Here is a 14,312-nt window from a genome sequence, read left to right as displayed (position 1 = left end):
ATCTATATAAGTCTTCCACCATCAATAACAATCGTTTGACCAGTCATATAGGACGATGCTTCGGAAGCAAGTAAAATCACTGACCCCGCCAGGTCATCCAGTTCGCCTAAACGTTGAATAGCCATTGCGGAAAGCATCTTATTTCGGAACGATTCATTGGAAAGTTCCTCCTCGTTTAAGGCCGTTTTAATATACCCTGGGGCAATGGCATTGACATTGATGTGATACCTAGCCCATTCTTTAGCCAATGCTCTTGTAAGGTTAATGATTCCAGCTTTGCTTGCACAATATGGAGCCATTGCATTACTGCCCTTCAATCCTGCTAGGGAAGAAATATTGATAATCTTGCCATATTTCTGTTCCTTCATGACCTTAGCTACAGCTTGAGCACAGAAAAATACCCCTTTTAAGTTCGTGTCGACAACTTTGTCCCACTCCGCTTCGGTCACTTCTAGAGCAAACTTAGTTATCCCGACTCCAGCATTATTGATAAGAATATCTATTCTTCCGAACTTTTCTTTTACGGTTTTTACCATTTGGTTAATAGAGGAAATGTCTTGCACATCTACCGAAAGTGCTATAGACTTGCGCCCCATGTCACGGATCTTCGCAGCAACTAGTTCCCCTTCTGCTTGATTACGGCTTACAATAACAATATCCGCTCCTTGTTCTGCCAAAGCATAGGCCATTCCTTCACCCAACCCTTTGCTTCCTCCGGTTACAATGGCCACCCGTTCATTTAAGTCGAATCTGCTCATAAACCTCTCCCCCGTATTTCATTTTTTCATAGACCCAAAGGGTGGCAAATTCATCTTTTAGCCTTCGAATATTAATAAAGGCAATTTCTGTGCCAATCAGGATCATTAGTATTAGAGCGCCCCTATTTTAGCTTGCTTTTCCTTCACAGTGATCACTTGTACTCTTGATGTAATTGAGAAGCGATAATATTCTTTTGAATTTCTGACGTACCTTCGTAAATCTTAGTGATTCTCGCATCTCGATAAAAACGTTCGATCGGAAATTCTGAGATATAGCCAATCCCACCATGGATCTGTACAGCCTTATCCGCTACACGGTTATAAATCTCAGAACCTAGTAATTTTACCATCGCAGCTTCCTTAATTACTTTCATTTGTTGATCTACCATCCATGCCACGCGATACGTCATGGAACGAAGGGTTTCTACATCTAAGGCCATCTCGGCTAAGTAATGCTGGATAATTTGCTGTTCAAAAATAGGTTTTTCAAACTGGATCCTTGTATGTGCGTGATCAATGGACATCTCTAGCAGCTTTGCACAAGAACCAAGATTCCGTGCAGCAAGCCCCGCTCGTCCATTGGCGAGAATCTTTAGTGCATTCACATACCCTTGTCCCTCTTGGCCGAGCACATTTTCTACCGGCACTTCGCAGTCTTCAAAGAATATTTCAGCTGAATGTGACCCGCGAAGCCCCATTTTCTTTTCGTTTTTCCCTAAATGGAACCCTGGAAAGTCTTTTTCTACAATAAAAGAAGTAATCCCCTTGGCCCCTTTAGAAGGATCGGTGACAGCCATGACCGTAAAGACGTCGGCAATCGGGGCATTGGTAATATAATGCTTAGTTCCATTTAATATAAATTTATCCCCTTTTCGAACCGCAGTAGTTTTCAAATTGGTTGCGTGGGATCCTGCACTCGGTTCGGTCAATGCAAACGCGCCAATCATCTCGCCTCTTGCCATCGCCGGCAAGTACGTTCGCTTTTGTTCTTCGTTCCCCATCTCCACAATCCCAACAGAACCGATTCCGGTATGTGCTCCAATGACGGTGGTATAGCCATTATGTGTTCTTCCTAATTCCTCATAGATGGCACATTTTCCGACCATCCCGATCCCTATACCATCGTATTCCTCAGGGATACTTAAGCCGAATAATCCCATTTCCTTAGACATCCGCATGATTCGCTCCGGAATCTCATCCTTTTCTTCGATTTCCATCGCAAGGGGGTCTACCTCACTATCAATAAACTCTCGAATACTTTGTTTTAAAAATGTAATATCCTCTGATAATCGGAAATCCATGTTGTTCACGGTCCTTTCTATTAAATCGAATAACTGTAAAATCCTTGAACTGATTACTTTCCTAAACGCCTGGCTTTAACATATTTCACCAGCAGGGGGGAGGGACGATATTTTTCTCCTAAATGGTGATATAAATACTCCATATTGCGTAATCGGCTGTCTAATCCAACCAGATCAGCTAGTTCCGGTGGGCCGGATTAAAGAAGTGCATCGCTACATATTGACCAGGCCTCTTCGTCGATGCCTCAATTTCTGTCGGGCTCATAGTAGAGGTATTTGTGGCAAGGATCGCATGGGGAGGAGTCCATTCATCCAATTGCTGAAAAATGTTGATTTTGAGTTCCATCAATTCCAAAACCACTGCCAATCACAGCGATAGGATTAATCATCTCAAAAACCCCCTTACCCAATATTGTAATTTTCTGACGATATCATTTATTATTAATGCAATTTTTATGCCAACTTCCAAAAAGAATAGCCTCGATGCAATCTATTGCTAATTTCAGCATTTAGACCACATCAAGGCTATTCGAGTGAACTTTACTTAATTGTATTAATTCAAAAATAAATTAAAATGCGATAATCATGAGTTGTTTTTGCATTATAAGTTATTTTTGAATCACCAGCATTTACAGATTATACTTTTGCAGTTTCCTTACAATGGTCGACTGACTTGTCCCAAGTTCCTCAGCCATTTTATACGTACTGTCATACCTTTGAACCGCAAGAGCCAAAATCTCCCGTTCAGCAATCTCTGTCGCTTCTTTCAATGTCATCCTACTGGTATAGTGAATTGGAACAGGAACATCTTCTTTCTTTTGATATTCAAAAGGCAGATCTTCAACCGTTAAGGTTTTCGCGGGTACCGTAAGAATTAAACGTTCTACCATATTCGACAGCTCGCGCACGTTACCTGGCCATGGATAGTGGTAAAGAAATTCCTTCAGACCTCGATCAAATTCCTTGGAAAGATGATATTTCTCATTAAACTTTTTCAGAAAATATTGTACAAGGGGAAGAATATCCTGTTTACGTGCCCTTAGTGGCGGGATAGAAATAGGAATGACATTCAAACGATAATATAAATCCTCTCTAAACTCACCCTTCTCTACCATTTTTTTTAAATTGCGGTTCGTTGCAGCGATTAGCCGAACATCCACATTTATCGGTTTAGTTGCTCCAATCCGTTGAATCTGCTTCTCCTGCAAAACACGGAGTAATTTTACCTGTAGGGCTAAAGGCAGTTCGCCGACCTCGTCCAAAAACAGAACCCCTTTATGAGCCAGTTCGAACATACCTGGCTTACCAGTCCGGTTAGCTCCGGTAAAGGCGCCCGCTTCATAGCCAAATAACTCGGACTCCAGCAGATCATGGGGAATGGCTCCACAATTAATTTTAATAAATTCTCCGGTTTCACGCCGACTGCTTGCACGATAGATGTGTCGTACTAACACATCTTTCCCAACTCCGGTCTCCCCTAGTATTAAAACCGTAGCGTCAAAATCAGCGATACGGTCAGCCATCTCATAGATGTCCAACATTCGTTTGCTTTCCACAATCATATCCGGGTCTTGACGTGTTTTTGTCTGTAATTTCTCTAGTTCTTTTCGATATTGGTCGTTTAAATCCAACGCTTTTTTTAGTTCCCGGTTCAATTCATTCAATTCAGAAAGATCACGGATATTGATGATGACTTTTTCGACCTCCCCATTTTCATCAAAAATGGGGGAGCCTGTTGACAATGTTTCTTGTCCTGAATAATTTTTTTGTATTTGGCTGACGGTTTTTTTTTGTTCCACTACTTTAAACGTTATGGATTCCTTTAAGAACCCTCTTTCAATGAGATACTGCACTTTTTTTCCAATATAGTAATGTTCCGGAATTCCTGTAATCCTTTCGATCGCCGAATTGGTTCTTAGTGCCGTTCCTTCACGGTCAGTTATATAGATGGCATCATACGAATTATCAATGATCGCATCCAATTCGCGGTTTAAGTTATCCAAATCTCGCAGTTTTTTCTGTGAGCGCTTAATTTGGGTACCATCTAAGAGGACATATAGCCATTTTTCATGGGATTCGACGGTTATTGACTGATAGATTAACAGAAAGGGACATTGGTTTAATGTGACATAAACTGTCTGATTTCCATGATCTTCCCAAGTGTCAAATAGTTCTTTTAATGAATCCTGAATGGGTTCTTCTTTGAATAGACTAGAGAAAACCTGATTTTTATATTCGATTCTGCCATCTGAACTTGCAAGAATGATTGGAAATGGAAAGAACTCCAAGAAGGCTTGTACTTGGTTCATCAGCAATCTCCTCTTCTGATCTTTTATAGTCAAATTATCGTACAGCTTGCCGGGAAAGGGAACTTCTAATCTGAAGGTCCTATGAATGTACAATAATGTGGTTAATTATTCCGCGGATCTCAAAAATATTTGAAAATACATAATTCACAAACATTTCTACCATCGTACCTAGCAATGATCTTTACGTCAATATTTGTTTAATAATTTGCATGATACTGTTTTCCATCTTATCTGTTATTCTTAAAGGCTGTTTTCGCATATATTGTTGTTTTATGCCTTCGAAGTTTGACCGTTGATTTCCGCTGCGGGCACTTGCTTTCCGCGGGGAGGGACGGGAGCCTCCTCGGCGCTACCGCCTGCGGGGTCTCCCGCTTCCCTCCATTCCCGCAGGACATTGAATTAACATCCTTGAATGAACACCGCACGACAAAATGCGTATGCATTTTGGAGGAGTCAAGCGCCCTCCGCTCCAATCAACTCAGATAGTTAAATTAAAATCAGACTAATAATGCAACAAACTTTACGAAAACAGCCTTCTTAAAAGAATGATTGACGCTTTTCCCTATCTTAATTGCTTAATAATCAAGTATCATGCCAAAAAAAATAACTTCTTTCCAGTACAATCCATGTAGCGATTGCATGAAAAGAAGTTATTGTAAAGGCAAAAACAATATCGATTTTACAACATTCAGAATTCTAATATTTTTTTATTATCTTGAATACTTGACATAACTCAGTGGAACTAAACAGTTTCCTTAACCCTATTCGAGAGTTTTCTAGCCACCCCGCTCGAGATAGCTGCCTCCGAAACAGCCTGAGCTACTTGCGGAGCCACGCGCTTATCAAAAGGTTGAGGAATAATATAATCCTCGGACAGTTCGCTTGAATCAATAATGTCAGCAATCGCATGGACGGCTGCGAGTTTCATCTCATCATTGATCTCCGATGCTAAAACGTCCAGTGCTCCTCTGAAAATACCTGGGAATGCAAGCACATTATTGACCTGATTCGGATAATCGGAACGACCCGTACCAATCACTCTTGCCCCCGCCGCCTTCGCTTTCGATGGCAAGATTTCCGGATCCGGATTAGCCATGGCAAAAATGACGGGATCTATGTTCATGGATTGTATCATTTCTTTGGATAGGGCATCGGCGACTGAAACACCGATGAATACATCGCTTCCGCAGATTACCTCGCCAAGCGTTCCCTTTATTCTTTCCTTATTGGTTAACGCAGCGATTTCCTCCTTGATCGGATTCATCCCGTTAGCGCGCCCCTCATAAATGGCACCCTTTGTATCACATAAGATGATATCCTTTACCCCCAATTGCAGCAACAGCTTCGTAATCGCAATCCCGGCAGAACCAGCTCCATTGATGACTACCCTTATTTCTTGAAAGCTTTTGCTGACCAGTTTCATGGCATTGATTAAGCCCGCTGCCGTAACAATCGCAGTGCCATGCTGATCGTCATGGAAAACAGGGATATTCAATTCTTCCTTTAATTTCTGTTCGATATAAAAGCATCCAGGGGCGGCAATATCCTCCAGATTGATGGCGCCAAAGGTCGGTTCGAGTCTTTTAACTGTTTCTACAATTTCTACTGGATCTACTGTTTTTAAACAGATAGGAACAGCATCAATTCCGGCAAACGATTTAAAAAGCGCGGCTTTTCCTTCCATAACGGGCATAGCTGCTTCAGGACCAATATTCCCTAAGCCTAAAACAGCTGTTCCATCGGTAACTACGGCTACTAGATTTCCTTTAACTGTATATTCATAAACCTTTTCTGGATCATTAAATATTTTTTTACAAGGTTCTGCTACTCCTGGCGAATAAGCTAAGCTTAAATCTTTGGCATTTTCGACCTGAACCTTTGTTTCTACACTCAATTTACCTTTGTATCGACTATGGAGTTGTAACGCCTCTTCTCTTAAACTATTCATTTCCTCTCCTACCTTTTCTACCTCATTTCTAGCACAATCAGTAAATCCCTTGTCTCTATGGTATCATCCAGCTTCACCTTTACGTCTGTTACGGTAGCATCAAACGGTGCTTGTATGGTCGTTTCCATTTTCATCGCTTCCGTGACAATCAGATGTTCCCCTTTCTTCACCTGATCGCCCGGTTCTACCATGACTTTAAGCACTTTCCCCGGCATGGAGGCTCCAATTTGGCAGACATCCGTAGAATCTGCTTTGGGGCGGGAAATATTTTCGACTTTGGCCGCGCGATCACGAATTTCCACTTCCCTCGGTTGACCATTTAGTTCAAAGTAAATCGTCTTGGTTCCATCTTCAGCCAATGGCCCTACTGCAACAAGCTTTACAATGAGCGTTTTCCCTTGTTCAATATCTACCTTGATATCTTCACCTGGTCGTAATCCGTAAAAGAAAGTAGGCGTATCCAGGCAGGAAATACTTCCATAGCTCTCCGCAATCTTTTCTTTATCCAGAAATACTTGCGGATACATTACAAATGACATCACATCAAACTCATTCACAGTCCGCCCCAGATTATCTTCTAAATCTCGTTTCACTTCCGCAAAATCAACCGGCGGCAGCTGCTGGCCCGGTCGGCAAGTGAGGTAATCCCGGTTTTTCAAGATAAGATTTCGTAGTTTTTCGGGGAATCCACCTGGTGGCTGCCCTAGATAGCCTTGGAAAAACTGGATGACGGATTCCGGAAAATCCAACCATTCTCCCCGCTGGTAAATGTTTTCTTCTGTCAAATCGTTTTGAACCATAAACAAAGCCATATCCCCTACTACTTTGGATGAGGGTGTTACCTTGACAATATCGCCAAACATTAAGTTGACGGACGCATATGCCTTTTTGACCTCTTCCCAACGGTCGGCCAGTCCTACCGCTTTGGCCTGCTGATGAAGATTCGTATATTGGCCCCCAGGCATCTCATGAAGGTAAATCTCCGAGCTTGGAGCCTTCATGCCACTTTCGAAGATCTCATAGTAATTGCGTGTATCCTCCCAATAGTCAGATAATTTTTGCTGTGCTTCAAGATCAATCCCTGTTTCGCGTTCCATCCCAACTAGAGCAGCTGCGAGTCCATTCAAGCTCGGCTGTGAGGTGAGTCCCGACATGGAGCTGAGAGCGGTGTCAACAATATCAACTCCCGCTTCATAGGCTTTAAGCAAAGTCGCCATCTGGTTTCCGCTCGTATCATGAGTGTGAAGATGGATAGGTATTCCAACTTCTTCCTTTAGTGTTTTAACTAGTCGATAGGCGGAAAACGGTTTAAGCAGACCAGCCATATCCTTGATGGCAAGGATATGGGCACCCGATTTTTCCAATTCCTTTGCCAAATCGACATAATACTGTAAGGTATACTTGTCCCGTTTGGGGTCATCTATATTTCCGGTATAGCAAATGGCTGCTTCCGCCACTTTCCCTGATTCCCGCACAGCATTTATCGCATCACGCATTCCCGGTACCCAATTTAGGCTATCAAAAATCCTAAAGATATCAATTCCGCTTTCCGCTGCCATCCGAACAAATTTATGGATGACATTATCAGGATAATTCGTGTAGCCTACGGCATTGGCACCACGGAATAGCATTTGGAACAAGATATTTGGAATTTTTTCACGGAGCAAACGCAAACGCTCCCACGGATCTTCACTAAGAAAACGCATGCTCGTATCAAAAGTGGCTCCTCCCCACATTTCTAATGAGAATAAATCCGCACCCAGCTTGCTAGTAGCTTCAGATATGTTGAGCAGGTCAATAGTTCTAACTCTTGTTGCAAACAAAGATTGATGGGCATCCCGGAATGTAGTATCGGTAACAAGCATTCGAGGGCTTGATTTAATCCAATCGATGAGCCCTTCCACACCCCGCTCATCCAAGATTTGCTTTGTTCCTGCTGGATATTCCTGCTTGGCAGATGTGATGGGAATTCGAGGTGCCACGAAGATTGGCTTCTTGCCCTTCGGTACCCCAGGATGCCCATTGATGATGGTCTCCCCAAGATAGGTAAGCAGCTTTGTCCCGCGGTCTCTAAGTTCCGGGAATTCGAACAAATCAGGAGTACACTCGATAAACATCGTATCATATTGCCCATTCAAGAAATCTTGATGCTGTACGACATTTTCAAGAAACGGGAGATTGGTTTTTACTCCCCGAATCCGGAACTCCCGAAGTGTACGGTGCATTTTCTTCGCTGCCTGGCTATATGTCTTCGCCCAGGAAGAAACTTTAACCAGTAAAGAGTCATAGTGCGGCGAGATAATCGCTCCAGGATATCCATTGCCCGTATCCAGTCGAATCCCAAATCCACCACCGGAACGATAGGCCAATAATCTCCCGGTATCAGGCAGAAAATTTCGTGCAGGATCTTCAGTTGTTACCCTGCATTGGATCGCGACGCCGTTTGGGATAATTTCGTGTTGACCGTCAATGCCAATTTCCGGATCGCTAAGGGCGTTACCCTCTGCGATGCGAATTTGCGTTTGAACAATGTCAATTCCCGTAATCAATTCGGTGATCGTGTGTTCCACTTGGACACGGGGATTGACCTCTATAAAATAAAATTGATGTTCAGGTGTTACTAAAAACTCTACGGTTCCAGCATTACAGTAACCCGCTTCTTTCATAAGCTGAATTGCGGCATTGCATATGCTATTCCTTAACTCTTCTGGAAGAGATACGCTAGGTGCGACCTCCACCAATTTTTGGTGCCTTCTTTGAACCGAACAATCCCGTTCAAATAGATGTACGGTATTTCCATATTGATCGGCAATAATCTGTACCTCTATGTGCTTTGGACGTTCCAGATACTTCTCTATATAAACTGCGGTATTGCCAAATGCGGACTTCGCTTCTGAACGGGCACGATCGAGTGCATCTTCAAGTTCATCCGAACTTCGGACAATTCTCATCCCGCGGCCGCCACCACCTAAGGCCGCCTTAATGATAAGCGGATATCCCTGCTCCCTTGCAAACTGCATAGCTTCTTGGAGGCTCTGAATTGGTTCGATTGTCCCTGGAATAACCGGAGTTCCAGCCTTAATGGCCATGGCTCTTGCTTCAATCTTATCCCCAAACATATGGATATGATCGGGAGTTGGACCGATAAAAATGATCCCCTCCTCCTGGCATCTCCGTGCGAATTGCGCATTCTCAGCTAAAAAGCCGTATCCAGGGTGAATGGCATCAACTTGGTACCGCTTGGCTACTTCAAGGATTTTCTCTATATCCAAGTAAGCTTCGATTGGGCCCTTCCCTTCGCCTATCAGATAAGCCTCATCCGCTTTAAAACGGTGAAGTGAAGCTTGATCCTGTTCAGAGTAAACAGCAACTGTACGAATCCCGAGCTCCGTACAGGCTTGAAAGATACGGATTGCAATTTCTCCCCGGTTGGCTACTAATACTTTATTAAATCGCTTAACCTGCCTATCCATATTTGCCTTCTCCTCTACATTTAATTTTTCTTTTACTCTAAGTTTTCCGTTAAAAATAGATTCTGATCTCTTCATCTCAGGCGAATATGTGAATACTGTACTGCATGGAAGACAAGTCCGGTAAATGAAGGATTTCATTTTTATTTGCCTTTTATCACGAATCCTTCATTTCATGTCATGCTACTCATATATCCGCGCTGTTACTTTTTTTAGTAGCAATTTCCGTGCCAAATCACAAAAATAGGAATGACACACCTTTTTTGCAAATGATGAATAGTTTCGATTAATAATTGAATTGTTTCTTCTATATTTCAATAAATCCTTGAGTTATTTATGACTTAGAATTCAACTTTGAATCATTTATTAAAAATTCAGATGATTCATTATGGTTGAATCTCTCTCAAAATCATTTAACGGTTTTAACAAACCAAGGATTTCTCCTATGATTTCAGTTATATCCATGGTTTTGACTCGCTCCTTTTCCTCTTTTGTCTTCGTTCCATCACTCATCATCGTTAACAAAAATGGGACATGTTAAGGCCAGGTATTATTCATGAATGTAAAACTTTTTAAATGCCATTCCCAAAACTTAGGAATCGACTCTTTTTGAATTCGTTAAACAAAACAGATTCATAACTTGTGAGCTATGAAGACTAAAATAAAAAAAGCCATCTCTTTTTAGGGACGACTTCAAAGATCTTCTTCAAGAAACGCACATGAGCCCCAAAATCTAGAGCCCATCCGTCAAGAACTGCTAGAAGTGACGTTGCAGATGGAACTCGAACTAGAAACTCCAATTTGTCGTAGTTCCAGCACCATAGATTAGGAGAGACACCAAAGAATTGGGTGATTGGGAGAAAGTGTGATAGAGAAGAAATATTAGTTAAAATGATAAATGGAGCCATACTTCAGGCTCCATTTTTAGATATTAAACTTTTTTTCCTATCCAATGAGCAAGTAAAGCAATAGGAATGATTAAAAAGACAAATGGCAAGCATGCAAAAAAAATTTTCCATGTTAGAACTTCATTTAATAATAATGCTTTATATAAAACCAAACTGTATGGGATTATGATAATCATTGATGTCAATAAACCAGGAGTAATGGAACGAAGAAATATTGACTGGCCAATATGAATAAAGGAATGCAGAAAAAAAGTCAATGTGATAATTGTAAAAATATGAATATTACCAAGTGATCCTTGAATCACAAATTGGTTTGCCATAATTGTTGAACTAGCTACGAATAAGAATATTACTAAAACTGCTACTGCAAATTGTGCTGTCGTCATGGAAAATTGTTTGATTACCCTATCAGCAATTTTTCTTGGTAATCTTTCATAAATGACATCTGAGTTTTGTTTCATCCACTTTTCAACCATAATAATTTCTTCAAAATCATGAAGGATAAACATAATCGGAAATAACCAGATGAGTGTTTGAACATCAAGCCATTGTTCCATAATCTCCACCCTTGTGAATCTTTCTTATTTTATTTACTTTTTGATTTGTACTCCTTCTTCAACTAAATACTAATGTTAACTTAGATATTATTCGCGATCTCCTCTACAATTCTAACATAAATATCCAATTATTAAATGACTATAAAGATATTAGTTTATAATTATGAATTATTCGCTTTCAGCACTTTTACTCGGCAATCTGTCCCTATACATAAAAACCGGCGCCAATTTTTATTCTAGAATTGCGCCCTTTTGCTGAATAAGAAATTTACGAATTATTAATTCTTTTCCAACTAAAGAATCCAATAATCCCTCCGATAACGATAACGATAACAATAACAAATGTACGAAACAAAAATGTCATATTACTATTGTCCGAAGCTGAGTCTATTTGTTTAGTTGGAGGCTTTCCGTCCCCAAGGTATCCTAAATCCTCTTTTGCTGAAGCTAATTCAACCGTTCTATCGCACAATAAAGTTACCAATTGTTTCTTTCCGTATATATCAGAATCACGTCCATAAACTAGGTAATCTTCACCTTTTTTAAATTCGATACCGCAGTCACCGCCACCTAGACCTGTGGTGATTTGTATTTGAGATTCCTTAACTCCTTTCCAAGTTTGTGAAACCTCAAAGATGACATCCTTTGTAACATATCCATTTAAAGAACGTTTATTTTTTACACTTAGAACCTTACCACTGAAAACTACCTTCGAATGTGAAAGTTCTGATTTAACACTAACAGGTTCAGCACAAGAACAAGCGTAAGTAGATGTAGGTATATAAAAAACGGCTACACAAGTACAGATACTTAATAACAGTAACCAAGTGGTAGCCTTACGACTAATTGATTGTCTATTTTCCAATTCAATTCCACCTTCTACTCTTTTATAGAAATTGACGGGTTAGGAACATAATAAGTTGCTAAAAAGTTTTGCCATTAATTAAAATACTATTTCCTACATGAACAAATCTGCTCTTGATTAGATAAAAATAAGCGATCAAAATTGTTGAAATATCGCTCCCTTTGTTGAAATTTTAACTTTGTCTACTTTTTAACTTTCAAACGGTACGTTCGTTCCTACCCTGCTTTGAACAATAACTACGTTTCCTATTTCTTTGGATATTTCTTTATCAATCTGGATTACAAATGTTCTCGGTGTTGCATCAGAGTTGCAAGCACCTCCTGGCTCTTTCAAGGGTAGTGTCATAGTTTTGTTGTCAGAGCTTAATTCAACATTGTTTATCTTGTAGGGACAACTCCCAGACTCATGGACTCCAACAAAAAAAGTGGCTTTCTTGTTAAAGTCAACGTTAGGTATTTCATTTTCAAATCCATATAAATTCCACATATCCTCATATTCGGATTGATTTTCGACTTTTTTCACTAAATACTGAAAATGCGGTGTTTCTTTTCTTTCAAACGCAATATCATCAAAGTTGGAAGGCAAGTTTTTCTCACTTGCTATTAATTTAAATTCAATGGCCTGACCACCTTCATCAGACAAATTTGTGGTGTTTTTGTCATTTGTATCGCACCCCATCAATGAGGCGATTACTAAAAATGCGATTACAAAAAGAAAAATCCTTTTCACTGATTACCCTCCTGTTCCAAACACTTTGTGATATTAGACTGGTCGAGTTCATAATAAGTTTCAGTTTTATTCCGTAAACTGGCCCTTTTCATGAAGAAAGACGCTTTCCTTTTTTCAGAAAAGCGCCCTTTAACAGAAGACTTGATTTCAAGAGAATCTTATATGAAATTATTATTTTCTTCCTCTATTGCCCTTCTTTTACGGAAGGATATTTCAAAGAATCTAATTGAACTAACGCCCTCGTTATTTTAAGTACAATACTTCACAAAGTAATGAATAATACTTTTCAAAAAATACTGTAACAATTCTTCTCTCACAGTTGAAGGTTTTATGGCTTTCTTTATAACTACCTCAACAAATTGTTGTTTCGTTAAACGGAGCATGGGATTCCTATTATGTAAGTCACCAACTATTTTCCACAAGTTACCTTTCATTTTTCCTCCACTTACTGGAATTTTGCAGACTTGAAAGGAATTTCATCATACAATTTGTTTAGAAAGTCAATGAGAGAAGGAAATTAAAAGAACATTTATTGACAGTCATCGAGAGCTGAAACGATTATACTTTTAGGTGAAAAGAGGTGTCTGAAATTTGAAACTTTCCCTTAATATTGACAAAGCACTTAAAGAAACGAGAGTTACCATCGAAGGGCCTGAGTTGGATGAAAATATACAGGAACTCATTGACTTCATCTATGAAAGGGAGCAACAATTCCTGATTGGAAAAAAGGGAGAAATGCAACATATTCTCAAACCGGATGACATCCACTATTTTCATACTGAAAACGATCATATTATCGCCGTAACGGAAACAGATTCTTTTATTTTAAAAGAGAAATTATATGAGCTCGAGGCCATGCTCCCTTCTAAAAAATTTATCCGCCTATCTAAATCGGTTATCGCCAATTTGAATCAATTGAGCCGTTTTGAAGCATCATTCAATGGTACACTCTGCGTTTACTTCAAATCAGGAAAGAAAGAATATGTCTCTCGTACCTATGTCCCTGCGATTAAAGAAGCTCTAAAATTGAATAGGAGGAAAGTAAAATGAAAACATTTATTATCCGTAGTTTTATCGGTATTTTCTTCGGAGGCTTTATTGCGGTTTTAATCACCAATTTGAATATCCTTTTCGGTGGCTTCGAAATGATAGATGGGCCATTATTTTTAAAAAACTCCATAGGTTCTATTCTCTGCGGCTGGTTTTTTACTGTCAGTCCTATGTACTTTGAAAACAGGAATTTGAAACTTTCTCAACAGACCATTCTTCATTTTTTAACCGTCATGATCCTATACCTCATCTTGGCACTCGCGATCGGATGGATCCCATTTAATATCATAAATATTTTGTTAACACTCTTAATTTCCATTGTCGTCTATACGATCTTTTGGGTTGCATTTTATCTTTACTTCAAAAATCAAGCACGGAAATTAAATGATGATTTAAAGAAACTATGAGAATTGATAT

At 40.0% G+C, this 14,312-nt stretch carries 10 protein-coding genes and 1 pseudogene; 2 read left to right on the top strand and 9 right to left on the bottom strand.

The features are described from left to right. Window positions 1-2: 2 nt before the first annotated feature. From F7731_RS12115 to F7731_RS12075, 9 genes and pseudogenes are all read right to left on the bottom strand, one after another. Entirely contained in the window at window positions 3-758 is a 756-nt protein-coding gene (locus tag F7731_RS12115; RefSeq protein ID WP_151535038.1) for an SDR family NAD(P)-dependent oxidoreductase, read from the bottom strand. A 152-nt stretch (window positions 759-910) separates the two neighbouring features. Then, a complete protein-coding gene (locus F7731_RS12110; RefSeq protein WP_151535037.1) occupies window positions 911-2,059 on the bottom strand; it encodes an acyl-CoA dehydrogenase family protein in 1,149 nt (382 codons plus the stop codon). A gap of 53 nt (window positions 2,060-2,112) precedes the next feature. Beyond that, a pseudogene (locus F7731_RS12105) lies at window positions 2,113-2,426 on the bottom strand (3-hydroxyacyl-CoA dehydrogenase NAD-binding domain-containing protein); the annotation flags it as partial. Between the two features lie 262 nt (window positions 2,427-2,688). Beyond that, window positions 2,689-4,368, bottom strand: coding sequence for a sigma-54 interaction domain-containing protein (locus tag F7731_RS12100; protein ID WP_151535036.1), 1,680 nt, complete (start codon window positions 4,366-4,368; stop codon window positions 2,689-2,691). Between the two features lie 742 nt (window positions 4,369-5,110). Then, complete coding sequence (gene ystJ, locus F7731_RS12095) at window positions 5,111-6,316, bottom strand: NADP-dependent malic enzyme (RefSeq protein WP_151535035.1); 1,206 nt, start codon at window positions 6,314-6,316, stop codon at window positions 5,111-5,113. A gap of 17 nt (window positions 6,317-6,333) precedes the next feature. Continuing rightward, complete coding sequence (pyc, locus tag F7731_RS12090; RefSeq protein ID WP_151535034.1) at window positions 6,334-9,789, bottom strand: pyruvate carboxylase; 3,456 nt, start codon at window positions 9,787-9,789, stop codon at window positions 6,334-6,336. 928 nt (window positions 9,790-10,717) lie between these two features. Beyond that, window positions 10,718-11,251: an HXXEE domain-containing protein gene (locus F7731_RS12085; protein ID WP_151535033.1), complete on the bottom strand. Its 534-nt coding sequence runs from the start codon at window positions 11,249-11,251 to the stop codon at window positions 10,718-10,720. A 268-nt stretch (window positions 11,252-11,519) separates the two neighbouring features. Then, a complete protein-coding gene (locus F7731_RS12080; RefSeq protein WP_151535032.1) occupies window positions 11,520-12,116 on the bottom strand; it encodes a hypothetical protein in 597 nt (198 codons plus the stop codon). Window positions 12,117-12,305: 189 nt separating this feature from the next. Next, window positions 12,306-12,845, bottom strand: coding sequence for a hypothetical protein (locus F7731_RS12075; protein ID WP_151535031.1), 540 nt, complete (start codon window positions 12,843-12,845; stop codon window positions 12,306-12,308). 591 nt (window positions 12,846-13,436) lie between these two features. On the opposite strand from F7731_RS12075, the gene F7731_RS12070 reads away from it, so the two are divergent. Continuing rightward, complete coding sequence (locus F7731_RS12070; protein WP_151535030.1) at window positions 13,437-13,895, top strand: LytTR family DNA-binding domain-containing protein; 459 nt, start codon at window positions 13,437-13,439, stop codon at window positions 13,893-13,895. Next, window positions 13,892-14,302, top strand: coding sequence for a DUF3021 domain-containing protein (locus tag F7731_RS12065; protein WP_151535029.1), 411 nt, complete (start codon window positions 13,892-13,894; stop codon window positions 14,300-14,302). Before F7731_RS12070 ends, F7731_RS12065 begins: the two co-directional genes overlap by 4 nt. The last annotated feature ends 10 nt before the right edge of the window (window positions 14,303-14,312 follow it).

The sequence above is a fragment of the Cytobacillus depressus genome (assembly GCF_008923245.1).
In the GTDB taxonomy this organism is placed as follows: domain Bacteria; phylum Bacillota; class Bacilli; order Bacillales; family Cytobacillaceae; genus Cytobacillus; species Cytobacillus depressus.
The sequence above is the reverse complement of the archived record's forward strand: the minus strand, read 5'-3'. Positions and strand labels throughout refer to the sequence as shown.